Source organism: Lysinibacillus sp. NPDC097287 (assembly GCF_044761695.1).
Classification (GTDB): domain Bacteria; phylum Bacillota; class Bacilli; order Bacillales_A; family Planococcaceae; genus Lysinibacillus.
Map to the genome: position 1 here is coordinate 143,561 of NZ_JBIWCX010000004.1, position 17,190 is coordinate 160,750.

The window sequence follows — 17,190 nt, forward strand, 5'->3', positions numbered from 1 at the left end:
TATAGCCCGTTTCGCTACTTTCTTCTGAATGATAAGAATTTGCCACTATGCTCCTCTCCTATCCGATACGTATTTCTGTTTGAGTATCTGATTCCAAGTCTGTTAAGTGAACCGCACAAGCTAAACATGGGTCAAAAGAGTGGATAATACGAATAATCTCTAGAGGCTGTGTTTTATCAGCCACTGGTGTACCTATCAATGAAGCTTCATATGCACCAATAGTCCCTTTGCCATCTCTTGGGGAAGCATTCCAAGTACTTGGAACAACTGCTTGATATTCTTTTGTTTTGCCATCTTCAATAACAATCCAATGTCCTAAAGCGCCTCGTGGAGCTTCTATCCAACCAACACCTTTTGCGCTTTTTCCCCATGTTTCCGGTTCCCATTTTGATGAATTAAATGTTATTTGATTCCCATTTTTCACATTTTCCAATAGTTGGTCCATATCTTTGCGCATCCATTTAACTACTAAAACACTTTCCAATCCTCTAGCAATCGTTCTTCCTAAAGCCGATTGTAAAGCTGATAAAGGAATATTTAGCTTCGCAAGTGTGTCATCTACAAGTGTTTTAACTTCTTTACTTCCGGCAGCATAACCAACCATGATGCGTGCAAGCGGACCTGTTTCCATAGGTTGTCCATTGTATCGTGGTGCTTTAATCCAGCTATATGCTTCATCTGTATTTAAATTCTTATAAGGCATTTCCGGACCTGTATAATGTAAATGGGTTTCACCTTCAAATGGATGTAAACCGCCATCTTCTGTTTTACCTTTATATTCATACCAAGAATGGTCGATGAATTCTTTAATTTGTGATGTATCTGTCAAATCGATATCATGGATTTTTGTTAAATCACCATTTAAAATGACACCACGTGGCATACGATAACTCGAAATATCGTAATGATCTTTTGGAGCAAAATCACCATAACACATATAGTTGTTAATGCCTTCACCATGTGTCCAATCGGTATAGTAAGAACCGATAGCTAATAGGTCGGGTATGTATACTTGATTTACAAATGTCATTGCTTCATCAATGATTTGTGAGATATGTGATAATCTTTCTATATGGATACCATTATCACTATTGATATCTAACGGTGTTGCCATACCTCCTACCACATAATGAGGGTGAGGATTTTTCCCACCAAGAATCGCTTGGATTTTCACAATTTCTTTTTGCCAATCAAGTGCTTCTAAATAGTGAGCAACTGCTAATAAATTCACTTCTGCTGGTAGTTTATAAGCTTCATGTCCCCAATAACCATTCGCGAAAATACCTAACTGACCGCTATCTACTATTCTTTTAACTTTGTCTTGTACTTCTTTAAAGTATCCCGGCGAAGATTTTGGCCAATCTGATATGGATTGCGCAATTTTAGATGTCTCATTTGGATCAGCATCTAATGCACTTACTATATCTACCCAATCAAATGCATGTAAATGATAGAAATGAACAACATGGTCATGAAGGAATACCGCTGCATTCATAATGTTGCGAATTAAGTGCGCATTTTCAGGGATTTTAATATCCAGCGCATCTTCAACTGAACGGATCGATGCTAATGCATGTGTAGACGTACATACGCCACAAATTCGTTGTACAAATGCCCACACGTCACGTGGGTCACGATTTTTCACAATGACTTCAATACCTCTTACAGATGTTCCAGAACTAAAAGCATCTTTAATAACACCATTTTCATCAATATCCGCTTCAACGCGTAAGTGGCCTTCAATTCGCGTAATCGGATCTACTACAATACGTTCTACCATTACTTGTCACCTCGTGTTTTTTCATCATGTTTCTTCTTCGCAACAGTGGCTGCCCCGTGAACAGCAACACCTGCTGCTGTAACACCCAATGCTACTGCTCCAATTTTGTCCGGATTAATCGTTGTTTGGGTACCAGGTACTTTTGCAAGTCTTGTAAAGAATGGACCGTTATCCCAGAAATTACTTTCTGAGCAGCCTATACAAGGGTTACCAGCCTGAATCGGATAACTTGTTCCACCATTCCAACGCATTTCTGCACAAGAATTATATGTAGTCGGTCCTTTACAACCTACTTTATATAAGCAATATCCTTGTTTTGCGCCCTCATCATCAAATGATTCAACAAACAGACCTGCATCGAAAAAAGCGCGTCTATTACATTTATCATGAATACGATGACGATAAAATGCTTTTGGTCTACCAACAGAATCCAATTCCGGAATAACACCAAATGTAATAATGTGTGCGATTACACCTGTCATAACTTCAGCAATCGGTGGACAACCAGGTACTAAAATGACTGGAGTGCTACCTGTATACTTTGTGATTGGTTTTGCCTTCGTTGGGTTGGGATATGCGGCGGGAATTCCTCCCCATGATGCACAACTACCATACGAAATAATAGCTTTTGCATTTTCTGCCGCATGCTTAAATGTATCGATTACACTCTTTCCACCTACCATACAGTAAGCACCATCTCCCGGCACACTGCCTTCTACAGCTAAAATATACTCACCCTTATAGTTTTTAATAATCGATTCTAAATGGTCTTCTATTTGAAATCCAGATGCCGCTGATAATACTTCTGAATATTCAAGCGAAATCATGTCAAATAAAACACTTTCTGTTTTTGGGTGTGTTGAACGAATAAATGATTCTGAACATCCAGTGCAATCTTGTAGTTGCAGCCATAATACCGGCACCCGTTTTTTAGTTTCCATCGCTGCTACAACCTGCTCTGTCTGGCTATATTCAAGACCCATTGTCGCTGCAAGCATCGCACACATTTTTATAAAGTTTCGCCTAGTTACACCTTGATCTAAGGCAGATTCATAAATCGTTTTTCTTTTCCCTATCATTCTGAAGCCCCCTTATTCAAAAAAAATAGTAATTACGTGTACATTATAATATCGAATGTTATAAATTGGTATGCGAAATTTGTTAAATATTATATATTTGTCTATTTTTCCCTACGCAGATAGTAGTAACTATGCCTTTTTACGACATTTTTATGTAAAAACTTACTAAATTAGACACATCTATTGTTTGAAAATTTGTTATAATCAGTGAGTATAATAACAGTGACATCATTTTACATTTCTTTTACTCTCTAAAGCCAAATAACATTTTTTTGTAATAGTTGAATTTAGAGATGTAATGAAGATCAAAGTGAGTTGGAATACAACTATTAGGTGTACTTATTACGCTACACCTTTCCCAACATTCATGTGAGAGGTGTGTATTCTCTGTGGAAAATCAAGCAATGGAATTAAACGATAAAGAATTAAATTTAATGGACCACTTAGAGGAATTACGAAAAAGGCTCATTATTACCGTTGTAGCTTTTCTTATCTTTTTATGTGCTACATTCATTTTTGTAAAAGATATATATTTATTTTTCACTCGAAATTTAGATGATCATTTAATCGTGCTAGGTCCGGGTGATGTAATGTGGATTTACTTTACAATTGCCTGTATTATTGCAATTGCGTTCACCATCCCTGTCTTAGCCTTACAAATATGGTTGTTTGTAAAGCCCGCTTTAAAAAAAAGCGAACAAAAAATCACCTTATTATACATACCAGCTTTATTTCTTTTATTCATTGGCGGTCTAGCTTTCGGCTATTTTGTAATTTTCCCGCTTGTTCTGAATTTCTTAATAGAGCTAGCATCAGGGGTAATGGATATTTCCTTTACAGTTGAAAAATATTTTAAATTTCTACTAAATATGTCACTACCATTTGCTGTACTTTTCGAACTACCAATCGTCATGATGTTCCTAACCTCATTAGGAATAATAGATCCGTATGTTATGGCTAAAATTCGAAAATATGCTTATTTTGTTTTAATCGTTGTGGCGGTTGTTATTACACCACCGGAATTTATGTCAGACTTTATTGTTACTGTTCCTATGTTACTTTTATACGAAATCAGTATTTCATTATCTAAGATCGTCTATAAACGAAAGCTAAAAAAAGCTAAAGCTATAGAAGATTTTTCATAAAAACTATCATTTTACGGAGGAATTTAAATGTTTTCTAATATTGGTATTCCCGGGCTTATCCTTCTTTTAGTCATAGCTTTAATTATTTTCGGTCCTAAAAAACTTCCTGAAATCGGTAAAGCTGTTGGACAAACCTTATCTGAATTTAAAAAGTCTGCAAAAGAGCTTACGAGCGACGCAGTAGAAGAAATTGAAGAAGTAAAAAAAGAAGTTAAAGAGCATAAAGAAGAAGTAATAGAAATCGCAAAAAAATCATGATTGAATAACCAGAGATTTTGTTGCTGAGATAATGAATTGGACCTTGATCCAATTCATTATCTCTATACATTTAAATAAACCCAGCAAACTTTTGTTTAAAAGTTTGCTGGGTTTTCTCATGACTTTATTTCAAAATTTTTCTACATTCTTTTTCATTAATTTCGCCACTTGCTTTGCGTATATTTGTGGTGATTGCATTAACCCTTCTATTGCATTTTGCTGACGTTTCACAGGGTGATGCTGGTTCATTTTCCATTTACCTTCAATTGATTCAATATTTACTTCCACACCAACAATGCCGTTCATCATGCCACTGATAGCTTTAGCATCGAAATTCGCCTGCCACGGATTTGTCTCAAACTGCTCATTAAAATGAATAGTCTTTTCCAATATGTCCTGTAGCCGTTCTGATTCTTTTACTACTTTGACCTTACCTACCACGTGGACTGCAGTGTAATTCCAAGTAGGGACCGTATTTTCTTCCTGATACCATGTAGGTGAAATATAGGCATGTGGCCCATGAAAGACCACTAAAACTTGTTGACCGTCTAGATGCTGCCATTGTGGATTTGCTATCGCAAAATGGCTCAACAAACAATTTTCCTCAACTACAAATGGTAAATGTGTTGCAAATGGTTCAGCGTTTAGTTGAGAAAACAAAATACCAAAACTATTTTGCTCTATAAACTTTATCAATTGCACTTGGTCTGTTACTCTAAAGGCTTTTGGAATATACATATTACTCGCTCCCCTCCTTTCCACAGCCTTCACCAAATTTCACTGCATGTACTTCACCACCTGAAGCCCAGTTCTCTCTTTCGTATTCATCAAAAATAACAGTGACCCACTCCTCTTTGACATTGAATGTTTGCACAGCTTCTCTCGTAACCGCTTCTACAAACAGTTGCTTCTGAGCAACTGTTCGACCTTTCGCCATCTTCACTGAAATTATTGGCATATATTCTTTTCCTCCTTATTGACCATATAATATACATCCATTTATTCAAGAATATTCAGATATCTAATACCGAGTATAATACCACTTACTTATATGATTTAATAGCATGATAAAGTACATATAAAAAGTCTTCGTATCATGCTAGATACGAAGACTTTTTAGTTAAATATCATCGATTGAATCACAGTCACAAAATACTTTTACAACTTGAATTGTCGCACTTGGTTATTTAGGTTTTCGGCCATGATTGCTAATTGTTCAGTGCTATTCGCTACTTCTTCCATCGTACCTACAGTTTGCTCGATAGTTGCAGAGGTCTGTTGCACACCTGCTGCTGATTGTTCTGAAACCGCTGCTATCTCATCTATGGCACGATTGATTTGCACAGTTGTCGTTGCAATACCATTAAGGTTGCCGGTAATGCCTTGAATATTACTAAACATATTATTGACTGCTGCTGCAATATTTTCGAATGTACCGCTCGTATCGGTAATTTGCTCTGTACCTTTTTTTACTTCCTCATAGCCCGTTTGAAGCGAGGTTGTAACGCCGACAGTCTCGTTTTGAATACGTGCCACAATAGATGTAATATCTGTCACCGAAAATGATACTTGTTCCGCGAGCTTCCGTACTTCATCCGCCACAACAGCAAAGCCTTTGCCTTGCTCCCCCGCTCTTGCCGCTTCTATTGCCGCATTTAGCGCCAGTAAATTTGTTTGGTTCGCAATATTATCAATCACAGAGACCAATTTTGAAATTTCCTGTGATTGTGTATTTAAGCCTTCCACCTTCGCCACCGCTTCTTGAACAATTCGATCAATGGCAAACATTTGTTGTGTTGATGAATTCATTAACTGTTGTCCGGTAGTTGTTAATTGCAATACTTCTTTAGAGTGTCCTTCTAAATCAGTGCCTTCATCTGTTGCTTGCTGAACATTGACTTTAAAGGTTTCAATAATTTGAGCTAAGTCACTAGCACTGTTCGCCTGTGATTCCGATCCACCAGCTAACTCAAGCATCGTTACTGCTATTTGTTCTGCGCCTGTTTTTACTTCAACCGAAGATTGCGCTAACTCTTCGCTATTTGCTGCGACATTTTCAGAAACCTCGTTGATGGAACTTAATATATCATGAAGTTTACTGTTCAACGTATTTGCCGATTTCACAAGTAACCCTATTTCATCGTGCATTCTTTCTGGTAACGGTGGTTGGCTAATATCGCCCTCTGCCATTGCAGAAATTTTTTCTATAACTGCTTTAATCGGGTTGGCAATTAATCTAGCAGAAATGAAAGCGATTACAATTGCCAGTATAGTTGTTAACGTACCTATAAATACGCCCACTTTTGTCGATTGCTTGGATTGGGCAACCATTTCATTTCCCAATCGATTAATATTAGTTTCTCTAGCCAATGCTAAACCTTCATATCCTTCTCTTATTTCTCTAGCTCGGTCGTCCATTGCATTTAAATTTTGAATGGCTTGCTCCACATTTCCTTTATCGTACTCGTCAAATACATTTGTTTGTATCCCCTTCCTCCATTCTCTAGCTTTCTCAACCAGCGTTGCTAATTTTTTATCATCTACGTCTGAAAATTTGTTTAGTATTGTATTATTTTCTTCCGCAATCTCTATATATTTTTGAAAATCGTCTTTATGCTTCTCATCTCCTGTTAATACATAGCTTTTTGCTGCAGTTGTTCGAACACTTATTGATGAAGCAAGCTTTTCGTTTGCAGTTAATAACTGTAATTCTTTTTCTACAATCTCTTCACCAGCAGAAATGACTTTATTATTTACATAATAGCTATACGTATTAAAACATGCGATTAACAATACCACTATAAAAAATGCACTCAAGATCTTTGCCCTGATTGTTTTGAATCTTAGTTTCTGCAACATAATACTTACCCCTTTCTTATCCTACTTTGTGAAATCAATAATTCGACTTCACAACTTTGTTTAAATAGTAATATTTGTATTTACAAACTAAATATAACATATATTACCTATTACTAATATAACTCTATATGTGCATTTCATTTGCTGTTTTTTCTGAAACAATTCGACAAAAACATGCTTAATTATGCATGAATAACACGAAAAATTAATGATTCTATCATGTTTATATCTTTATTTGATATCACTACTTAAACAATATAAATACTTCAGAATACTATTAGATGGTAAAACCTAATGAAAGCATTCCTTCTAATATTTTATTTCCATAATAATTTTAAATTTTTCTACTAACCTAAATAGACATACAACTAAAAAATGCAAAGGACAATAAATGTCCTTTGCATCACTTCTATAATTTAAATTGTTTTACCTGATCATTCATTTGCTCTGCCATTTGAGCGAGCATGTTTACACTTCTTGCTACTTCATCCATCGTACTTGCAGTTTCTTCAATTGTAGCAGACGTTTGTTGAACGCCAGCTGCTGATTGTTCAGATATTGCCGCAATTTCATCGATGGCACGGTTAATATTTGTAGAAGTTTCAGCAATCCCTTGTAAATTGCCAGAAATGGTTTCGATGTTGGCAAACATATTATTCACTGCCCCCGCAATGCTTTCAAATGTCTCACCTGTGTATGTCATCTGTGCCGTGCCACGTTTTACCTCATCATAACCTACTTGTAGGCAAGTTGTTACATCTACAGTTTCAGCTTGGATGCCTGATACTATTGTTGAAATATCTATTACAGAGAATGATACTTGTTCTGCTAATTTCCGCACCTCATCCGCCACAACTGCAAAGCCTTTTCCATGCTCTCCTGCACGTGCCGCTTCAATCGCCGCATTTAGTGCCAGTAAATTCGTTTGGCTTGCAATATTATCAATGACCGACACCAATCTTGTAATTTCTTTTGACTGTTCACTTAACCCTTCCACTTTTGTAACAGACTCTTGGACCATACGATCTATTGCACGCATTTGCTCTGTTGAAGAGTTCATCAACCCTTGCCCTGCAACCGTTAATTCTTGCACATTTTTTGAATGTGATTGTAACTGTACGCCCTCTTTAGTAGCCTCATTCACATTGACGATGAAGGCATCCATCATTACGGCTAAATCACTGGCGTTACTAGCTTGAGATTCTGACCCTTCTGCAAGTTCTTGCATCGTAGTCGCGATTTGGTTCGAACCTGTTTTGACTTCAAGTGCTGACTGTGCCAGTTCTTCACTACTGCTAGCTACATTGTCAGACACAGTTTGTAAGGAGCCAATCATTGTTTGCAATCGCTCATTCAAATGATTCGTTGAGCGCATAAGTGTGCCAATTTCATCCTGTAATCTCGCTTGTATTGGCTCCTGTGAAATATCACCTTTTGACATTTGTGAAATATAGTTAATAACCTTTTTCACAGGTATTGAGATATTACGTGCAGTTGTAAATGCAAGAATTATTGAAATCAGTGTCACCATACAGCCTATAAGCATACCCATGGCTTGAGCATTACGACTTTGCGATACTAACCCATCACTAAACGCACTAATGTTCTCCTCGCGTTCTTCGGTCAATTTCTCATAACCAACTCGTACCTCTAACGCACCAGCATCGGCCTTATTTAGGTTTGTAACTGCTAGTTCAACATTGCCTGTGTCAAATTCTTGGAACACGTCTTTTTCGACAAATTCACGCCAAGCGATAGCCTTCTCTATAAGAGCATCAAGCTCTTTCGAAGTATATAAACCCTTAATGATTTCTGAATTTTCATCCGCAGTTTTTATGTATTCATTGAAAATATCCTTATACTTTGGATCACCTGTCATTACATAGCTTTTCGCAGCAGATGAACGAACATGAATAGAAGCAGCTAACTTTTCACTTGCCATTAGTAACGGCAACTCCGCGTCAGTTATCTCTTTCGATGTCGACAAAATATTATTGTACGAAACATAATTATATGTATTAAACACTGCAAACAACACGACTATTACAAAAAACGAACTTAAAATCTTTGCACGAATCGTTTTAAAATGAAATAATTGCAACTTGCGTTCATCCCCTTTTAGATAAATACTTCCCTAAATTTTTGTTTAATTCTATATATTAGTAATATAGCATAACTATTATACAGATATATAGATTCATGCTTACTATTTTACAATCATCTATCGGATTATCCATTTTAAAATACCAACCTTTTATATACTAAAGTCGATCCTTAGCGCTTACAATAGGTTTTAGATCATTCGGAATTACATCCCCCCTTTCAAGACGCTGCAGTCACAAATGAAAAAGAAGCATTCACTAATGGATACTTCTTTTTCATGCCCTATGAAAGATTCTTTAAATTATTTGCAAACTCAATTATAGATCAACTAAACAAAGGGCTCTTTACTAGCACAAACGTATCGCAATTTAGGTTTGGCTTAAGTACATCTAAAACCCCTGTGACATCTTTAAAGCTATGAACCTCTGCCTTTGTTCCACCCTCCATCACCTGAATAACTATATCTTGTGCTTTTCTTCCAATTGTTATTAGCATATGATTATCTCTTTGTTCGACCCGCATTGGCGTTTAATATTTCCTTAATTTCTTAGTCCTTGTTCAAAAATAGGCGCTTGTCTTATTATTACCTGTCAAATAGGGTACGAATTGGCACGGTTTATTTTTACTAATATCGGATGTCTGCAAACGCATTTTCCAACTATGACGTAGATTTATTGGAAATAACAAGAAAGGTCATATATTGTTGATTGCTCTTCAAGTGTATAAGTATCTGTCAGATCATGCCGATTATAATAGATTGCATACTTGACAATCCATTGTTTTGAGTCATTTAATAATTCCCCTTGCAGTAAGGTCTGAATATCCTTCATACGTAATTGTTGCAAGATCACACCACCTCCAAATATAGGACGAACGGCATTTGAAATTGATTAGATGATAATTCATTGTTTTTTCGAATTTCTAACATCCAATATCGTATGATACATTGTTTTATCTTCCAATTCATTGAACATATTGATGTCAGGAACCTTATTGCATTCAATAATCCACAAAGAACCGTTTTTTGTTATACCTATGTCAAAGCCTATAATAGAAAGGCCTTGAATGTTTTCCTCCAGCAGGTCGGAAGCCAGCAAACAGATCTTGTTTAGCTGAGGTACTAGATTTTCGATGTAAGTTTGTGGAATCTCGGCATCATATATCGCTTGCTCTAATGTTAGTAATTTTTGGGCCGCATTCGTTATAAAAAACTGTTCACCTGCGACTTTTACTATTTTTCCTGTTACGCTCCACATTGCACTCATCTTTTGCGTTACAACGCGGATATCGATCGGACATTTGTTGATTGTCGCTAATGCTATTCTTTGTTGTACAATATACTCCCTTTTAGAAAGATAGCACCTTTTAATGAAGTAATAAGCCTCATCCAAACTCAGTTTCGTTAGTTTCTTTATTCCAGCATGAATTTCATAGGTGGAGTCGCATTTTCTGCTAATTTGAATTACTCCTATTCCATTTTGACCAATGCATGGCTTTAGTATAATGGATTGATAGCGATGTAAATAATAGCTAAATGTTTCTCGGGTGAGTAAATCTGTATTTGGCAAATATTTACGAAGCTCCAGCTTTTTACTTAGTATATGATATTGGCTCCATTTACTGTTCGGAAAATGAAGGACCGAATCGTAAATCCATATATTCCTTCGCCAATCACATGCTATATCTAGCACAATAAGATGGCAATCTGGATACGATTCCCCTAGCTTTGTTGCTGCACGGATGACTACCTGCTCCATTTTCTTAAAATAGATTTCGCTCATTAAAGGATTGAAGGTAGTGCGTATTTTTTTCGTTTTCGATGCTACATACCATTCAGATAATGCCGTGTTTCTGTGCATTGTCACAAAGTGTCGGAAAATATCATTTGAAGTTGGTGACTTTTGAATAATATAGAATTTTTGTTTCATTTCATTTTTTAATGCAGGATATAATGCTTCTTTATCGTGCACAGTAATCACCTTGTCAGTTGTTTGAATATGGTATAAATTATTTTTATGAAGTATACAAATTTCATCAGTATTGTAGACAGCTTTGATAACAAGTGGCTCATTTAGATCCAACATATTAAACAAAGATTGTTTGGTTAATAGCTCCGTTTTAACGATATGCTTTCTTAATGATTCATCAGTACTTAATATTTTAAATTGAGTAAACCTCCCTCTACTTGCCTTCATTCCATATTTCCTCCTCTTTATAGAAGAAACTCTCTGTCCTTTTGAACCGAGAGTTTCATGACCGTTATAATGTCTGACAGCCTAAAGCAACAATAGAACCTTGTGCAACAGGAACAGCACCATTTTGATTAAAGAAGCCGTTGATGACAAAGCTTTGCACGACATCATTTGAAGCTGGCGTCACTTGATCTCTAAATATCGCTTTAAAGGAATATTCTTTTAAACCAATCGTTCCTGTACCTTGTACGATTACAACACAGTTCTGCCCTTCTTTTTTACATGTAACAGAAATAATAGTATTGGCCTTGAACAAGAAGCTAAATTTATTTGACGCCACAATATCTTCAAATTTCAAAGAAAGTGTAGAAACCGCAAGTGTCGTAACACAAACATTAGCTAAATACGTTAAATTACCTGTAACCTCTCCACAAAACCCATTAAATATGACATTTTGTTTTTTCTTATTTGCGTTTACCTTTACCCCACAAGGACAAATTACACCCACATAATTCCCTCCCTTCTTAGTAGGTTAATACAATATATTGTCGATACAACCTCTAAGGCACTGTATTTATCATAATGAACTATAGAAAATTTTCTTTAATGTCTAGCAAAAAAGAAATCCCTCTGAATATGTAGCCTATTCAGAAGGAAAAAATTATTTCTTTATATTTTCAGCCAATTCATGTAATGACTTACTGTACATATCCCCCTTTACAAGCACAATAGTGTTTTCGTCCACTATATCTTGTAATAACTTATAAACGAGGGTACTATTTTTGAAAGTAAAAACAGGTGCCTTAAAGCCTAATTTAACTGCATGGTCTGCCATAATGCGTGCATGCTCACCAATTGTAATGAGTACATCAACCCCCATGCGATGGATTAATTCTCCCGCTTGCTCGTGAATTTTATTACCCCAGGATCCCAAATCGGTTATCGTTCCTATAACCGCCACTCTTTTTTTACCATCCCCAAGTGAATTTAATACCTTTAATGCCGCATCTAAGGAAGTGGTCGTAATACTCCACGTATCATCCAATATCAGTGATTGATTAATTCCTTCAAATAATTGTAGCTGCTTACTCATCTGGCGGAATGATTGCAATTGTTTTGCCGCCTCTTGAATTGTTACACCTACTTCATAAACAGCTGCAATTGCAGCTATTGCATTATATACTTGATGTTCTCCAAATCCAGGTACAAAGATTTCGTGGTTCGCCTTTTTGTGATGTATCGTAAATTGCATACCATGTTGATAGTAGCGGATTTGACTTGCCCTAAAATCACAAGATGCATCTTTACCAACTCTTATAATACGCCCGCTGAATTTCGACACATCGATTTTTCGAGTGTTTACATCCTCTGCATTGAGGATTAGTGTACCTGTCGGATGAAGAATGTCCACCATTTCCCCTTTTGCCTGGATATAGCCCTCCAATGTTTTGCAGTAATCTAAATGATGTGCCCCGATGTTGGTAATAATCCCGATTGTAGGCTTGAAATACTCTCCTGCACTACTTACATCCCCTGGTGCGCCAACCGCCGTTTCAAAAATTGCTGCTTCGGTTTCATCCTCAATGTTGAGTAAATACTGCAAATTGGCTGTTCGTGAATTACTGCTTAATTTAGTCGCCGTCACATTTTTTTCAGCCGATAAAATATGTTTAATCATCTCCTTAGTCGTAGTTTTCCCTGAAGTACCGGTAATAGCTATGACGGGAATATTAAATTGGCTACGATAGAAATGTACAAACTTCCAATATGCATCTTCCACATTTGCTACTTTAATGATTATTACATGCTTAGGAATTTCATTTTTTCTATAGGTCCAATCTGTTACAAGAATTAGAGGAGAAAAGCCTTCAAGACTTTTCCAGTCTATTATTCGCCTACTTGTAAAAAATGCGGTGTTTGGATTTTTTACTTGCTTCAGTCGATATGCACCGTACTGGATTAGTACTTCATCTATCCCTTGCTCCTTTTTACCCGCAATAATTGCTGTTAACTTCTTCACCGTAAGTGGTTTCATATCAATTTACACTCCTTTCTTTTCTACTATATGTACCTCGCCAAAAGTTGATTGGATGTAGACATGATACATAACTAGAGAAAAACTATTTCTTCGCATATTAATAAAATGTGTATAAAGAATCCAATTACCAATTGAAGGAGAGATATTGTTGAAATCGATTATTTTTATAGGCACAAACAAATCCGGCTCAAGCCGTGAAGCAACAAGAGCTGCAGAGAAATTGGGTTACTTGACGATACTTTTCACAAACAATGAAAAGCAATTGCAACAGAGAAAGACTTATCCAGATATTCACAAAATGATTTTCATAGACATTTCAAATATACAACTAATGAAAGTAGAAATTCATAAATTGCTTAAAACTGGAATAGAGATTAAAACCATTGTTAGTTTTATAGATCCCTACGTTCATATCGCTTCTATCTTATGTGATGAATTTTGTAAAAACTATACGTCGTCAAAAGCTATTGAAATGATGGAGGATAAAGAGGAAACTAGGAATTTTCTAAAAGACCAACCTTACTCACCCAAGTTTTTACCGATTAAACCCAAAGAATCATTGCCAAACAAAATAGAGTTTCCTCTCGTTGTGAAATCGCCAAAATCAACAGGTTCAAAAGATGTACTCTTTGCAGCAAATAAAAACCAACTAAATAAACATCTTCGTTATCTCCAAAGTAAAAACCCTGGAGAAACAATTATGATTGAAGAATATCTTGAAGGTCCTCAATATTTAGTAGAAGCACTCGTCTATAAGCGACAAGCTCATATTATGGGGATTATTGAACAAGAAATTACGCAAGGTCAACGTTTCATCATTACAGGTTATGGTGTACTCGCTGAAGTTTCGACTGATCTTAAAGCGGGTCTTGAGGAAGTACTCCATTCAATCGTCAAAGAATTTGACATTGAAAATGGTACACTTCATCTAGAACTTCGATTAACAAAACATGGTTGGAAGCTCATTGAAATCAATCCAAGAATCTCAGGGGGCGCTATGAACAACATGCTCTACGCCGCATTTGGAATTAGTTTAGTAGAAGAAACGCTTAAATTATTTTTAGGAGAAGAACCACTTGTCAAGCCAAGGCACAGAAAGTTTATCTTCACAAAATATGTAATTGTCGAGAGAAAGGGTACTTTAGAAAGAGTTATTGGAAAAACAAAAGCGACGAATTCAGAAGGTGTTTTAGCCGTATATGTGAAGCCTAAAAAAGGAACATTTTTAATCCCGCCATTATCCATGGGTCATCGTTATGCATATGTTATCGCAGAAGGCGACACATTAGTTGAAGCTAAGAACAACGCTACAAACGCTGCAAAGGAAATTAAATTCATTATGAAGACAGTTTAAACTTTTCGATCTGCCAAAAGTAGTCCTTAAAATACTTAAAAGTCCATCTAAAAGTAGTCCTATATTTACGCAAGTTGAAAATTAGTTACAATATAAAAAAACCGAATATCTGCCATGAGGGCAGTTACATCGGTTTTTTCACTTTATGCTCTAAATGTCTCATCTAGGAATTGAACAATATCAAACATATTTGTTTTACTAGCACCTTTTACGAGAATGGTGTCATTTCGTCTGACTATTTTCTCTAATAACGCATCCAATTCTTCTTTATCGGTAAAATGATAAATATTTGAGCCGTTCATCCCTCTTGCTCGTGCTGCTGCACCTATCTCTTCTGTTCTAAATCCATATGTTATGAGAATATGAATATTTTGCTCATAAACATATTCGCCAACTTTACGATATTCTTCTTCTCTTAAATCCCCTAATTCTCGCATCTGTCCGATGATAGCAATTTTTCGTTTCTTTCCGATATTAGAGAGCACATCAATAGCAGCCCGTACGCCTTGAGGATGTGAGTGAACCGTATCATCAATAACCGTAATTTGATCTCGACAATGATACAGGGTTAATCTTCTTGGTGGTTTTTTGAAATTTAGCCCAGCTTTTATCTCTATTGGGGTAAATCCTAAATGGTCTGCAACTGCAATGGCATTTAGCGCATTGTATACATGATGTTCTCCTAAAATTGGAATGAACAATTCAATTTCTTTTCCTTGTAGCTTCATCTTAAAGGACATTCCATCATCTTTATAACGAATATTATAAGCCCTATAATTCGCTGCAGAATGGATACCGACTGTTAGTAATTCTCCATTGAATTGCTTCATCGATAAAAATTTCGAATTCTCGTCATCCTTATTAATGACAAGTACCCCCTTTTGGTCCATTCCATGAATTAATTCTGATTTTGCCAATGCCACTTTTTGAATATCCCCATCAAAGTTCCCCACATGCGCGAGGCCAATATTTGTCACGATACTTATATTTGGTTGAATGATGCTACAGTGATTTGTAATGACCCCAGGATAAGCCATGCCATATTCAAGAACAACTGCTTCATGGGACGCATTTATTTCCTCAGCATGTAGTTTTGTATGTTCTGTCGTATTCCAATAATCTTTTGATTCAAAAACATTCCATTTCTCAGATAAAATAGATCCAAGAAACGCCTTTGTTGTCGTTTTTCCTGCACTACCGGTAATGGCGATAATAGGTCTTGCACTTAAATATTTGTTTTTTCGTTCTAAAATCTCATTTTTTATTAGTTCTTGGTTTTCTGCTAGATATATAGCATAGCGAATAGCATGAACAACGACATCTAGTTCTAAATAAAATGCTGGGGGGCAACCTGGACGCCAGTTTACTTCGTACATCCAAATTTTTTGATGCTCATCTAAGCCTACATCTATGCCAATTTCATCAATGACCTCTCCAAATTGAACCATCTGAAGTTCATCTAAATGATGTGCTACTGATAATGAAAAATGCTCCAGCATGCGTCGAATATTATAGGCTTCTTCTTTAAATTCCAGCTCCAAAAATGGGTCTAAATATTGCGTAAAACCCCCATTGTTAATATTGGGTATAATTGATCTGTCGGGCGCAATTCGCGGATAAATGGTCGTTACTATCCATTTACCCTCTCCATTTTTTTGCACATGGAGACGGAAATCATAGACTTGACCTGTTTTCATTTTCGATTGAATATATGGTTGCATGATCAACGTTCCTGTTGAAAGCTGCTCATTTAATAGTTTATCTAACTGTGGCTTCGAGTTCCTACTAATTTCGGTATCCTTCCTGACTTCATAAGTATTCCCTATTTTCGAAACGAAATATATTTCCTGCCCTTTTCGTCCATCAATTGGTTTAAATACGACTTTATTGTGGGTTGCAATATACTTATGAAATGCCTCAACGTTATTCATGATTTCTGAAGGGATTAAATAGTTAGCAAATTCTTTTGCTTCTTTTAATCGCTCCGAAACATTCCATTTATTACCTATAGAATGTGTTGTAAACGGTATTTCCATTTTCAATTTCTCGATAATTTCTTTGGATACGGCTAGTTTTTCTGGACTACCTGCATTATAGATTACATCTGGAAAAGGCATTACTTTTTCTTTCCATTGCCCCGCTTCATATACTTGCCCCTTTATGGTACGGTCAGCAAAATTAACGTTCTTAGGTGAAAAGTAAAAAAATTGTGCGCCTTCTGCACTTGCAACTGCTGCATATGCAAAAGACTTAATGACAGTTTTAGGATCTAGACGATGATGCAACATTCCGATAATTACCATTCATTGACCTTCCTTTCATTCGAATCTCTCTATTACATTCAGTCAATGGAACTTGTATATGGACATATGCTCTGTTTTT

At 36.2% G+C, this 17,190-nt stretch carries 15 protein-coding genes; 3 read left to right on the forward strand and 12 right to left on the reverse strand.

The window, feature by feature from the left end; translation table 11 throughout:
• Positions 1-58 precede the first annotated feature (58 nt).
• Both ACIQ2D_RS08085 and ACIQ2D_RS08090 read right to left on the reverse strand, forming a co-directional pair.
• Positions 59-1,780 carry a nickel-dependent hydrogenase large subunit gene (locus ACIQ2D_RS08085; RefSeq protein WP_402862085.1) on the reverse strand — a complete coding sequence of 574 codons (1,722 nt, stop codon included), beginning with the start codon at positions 1,778-1,780 and terminating at the stop codon, positions 59-61.
• Positions 1,780-2,859: a hydrogenase small subunit gene (locus tag ACIQ2D_RS08090; RefSeq protein ID WP_402862088.1), complete on the reverse strand. Its 1,080-nt coding sequence runs from the start codon at positions 2,857-2,859 to the stop codon at positions 1,780-1,782. The genes ACIQ2D_RS08085 and ACIQ2D_RS08090 overlap by 1 nt, the downstream gene beginning before the upstream one ends.
• A gap of 404 nt (positions 2,860-3,263) precedes the next feature.
• On the opposite strand from ACIQ2D_RS08090, the gene tatC reads away from it, so the two are divergent.
• Both tatC and tatA read left to right on the forward strand, forming a co-directional pair.
• Complete coding sequence (gene tatC / locus ACIQ2D_RS08095) at positions 3,264-4,004, forward strand: twin-arginine translocase subunit TatC (protein ID WP_402862623.1); 741 nt, start codon at positions 3,264-3,266, stop codon at positions 4,002-4,004.
• Positions 4,005-4,031: 27 nt separating this feature from the next.
• On the forward strand, positions 4,032-4,262 hold the full coding sequence (gene tatA, locus ACIQ2D_RS08100; RefSeq protein ID WP_402862091.1) for a twin-arginine translocase TatA/TatE family subunit: 231 nt from the start codon (positions 4,032-4,034) through the stop codon (positions 4,260-4,262).
• Positions 4,263-4,391: 129 nt separating this feature from the next.
• On the opposite strand, the gene ACIQ2D_RS08105 is transcribed toward tatA, so the two are convergent.
• The 9 genes from ACIQ2D_RS08105 to ACIQ2D_RS08145 all read right to left on the reverse strand — a co-directional run bounded on the left by ACIQ2D_RS08105 (position 4,392) and on the right by ACIQ2D_RS08145 (position 13,451).
• The gene (locus ACIQ2D_RS08105) at positions 4,392-5,000 is read right to left on the reverse strand and encodes an FMN-binding negative transcriptional regulator (protein ID WP_402862094.1); all 609 of its coding nucleotides are present in this window, start codon (positions 4,998-5,000) and stop codon (positions 4,392-4,394) included.
• A gap of 1 nt (position 5,001) precedes the next feature.
• A complete protein-coding gene (locus ACIQ2D_RS08110; RefSeq protein WP_402862097.1) occupies positions 5,002-5,220 on the reverse strand; it encodes a tautomerase family protein in 219 nt (72 codons plus the stop codon).
• Between the two features lie 200 nt (positions 5,221-5,420).
• Positions 5,421-7,121 carry a methyl-accepting chemotaxis protein gene (locus tag ACIQ2D_RS08115; RefSeq protein ID WP_402862100.1) on the reverse strand — a complete coding sequence of 567 codons (1,701 nt, stop codon included), beginning with the start codon at positions 7,119-7,121 and terminating at the stop codon, positions 5,421-5,423.
• Between the two features lie 409 nt (positions 7,122-7,530).
• Entirely contained in the window at positions 7,531-9,222 is a 1,692-nt protein-coding gene (locus ACIQ2D_RS08120) for a methyl-accepting chemotaxis protein (protein WP_402862103.1), read from the reverse strand.
• A gap of 326 nt (positions 9,223-9,548) precedes the next feature.
• Positions 9,549-9,719: a hypothetical protein gene (locus ACIQ2D_RS08125; protein ID WP_402862106.1), complete on the reverse strand. Its 171-nt coding sequence runs from the start codon at positions 9,717-9,719 to the stop codon at positions 9,549-9,551.
• 176 nt (positions 9,720-9,895) lie between these two features.
• Positions 9,896-10,069 (reverse strand): hypothetical protein, encoded by a 174-nt coding sequence (locus ACIQ2D_RS08130; RefSeq protein ID WP_402862109.1) that lies wholly within the window; start codon positions 10,067-10,069, stop codon positions 9,896-9,898.
• Positions 10,070-10,126: 57 nt separating this feature from the next.
• Positions 10,127-11,419: a YheC/YheD family protein gene (locus tag ACIQ2D_RS08135; protein ID WP_402862112.1), complete on the reverse strand. Its 1,293-nt coding sequence runs from the start codon at positions 11,417-11,419 to the stop codon at positions 10,127-10,129.
• A 64-nt stretch (positions 11,420-11,483) separates the two neighbouring features.
• Positions 11,484-11,924, reverse strand: a complete 441-nt coding sequence (locus tag ACIQ2D_RS08140) for a hypothetical protein (protein WP_402862115.1) — start codon at positions 11,922-11,924, stop codon at positions 11,484-11,486.
• A 153-nt stretch (positions 11,925-12,077) separates the two neighbouring features.
• The gene (locus tag ACIQ2D_RS08145) at positions 12,078-13,451 is read right to left on the reverse strand and encodes a UDP-N-acetylmuramoyl-tripeptide--D-alanyl-D-alanine ligase (RefSeq protein WP_402862117.1); all 1,374 of its coding nucleotides are present in this window, start codon (positions 13,449-13,451) and stop codon (positions 12,078-12,080) included.
• 151 nt (positions 13,452-13,602) lie between these two features.
• Between ACIQ2D_RS08145 and ACIQ2D_RS08150 the strand changes: the two genes are divergently transcribed.
• Positions 13,603-14,808 carry an ATP-grasp domain-containing protein gene (locus tag ACIQ2D_RS08150; protein WP_402862120.1) on the forward strand — a complete coding sequence of 402 codons (1,206 nt, stop codon included), beginning with the start codon at positions 13,603-13,605 and terminating at the stop codon, positions 14,806-14,808.
• A 143-nt stretch (positions 14,809-14,951) separates the two neighbouring features.
• Here ACIQ2D_RS08150 and ACIQ2D_RS08155 read toward each other — a convergent pair whose 3' ends face one another.
• Positions 14,952-17,111 (reverse strand): YheC/YheD family protein, encoded by a 2,160-nt coding sequence (locus ACIQ2D_RS08155; protein ID WP_402862123.1) that lies wholly within the window; start codon positions 17,109-17,111, stop codon positions 14,952-14,954.
• Between the last annotated feature and the right edge of the window lie 79 nt (positions 17,112-17,190).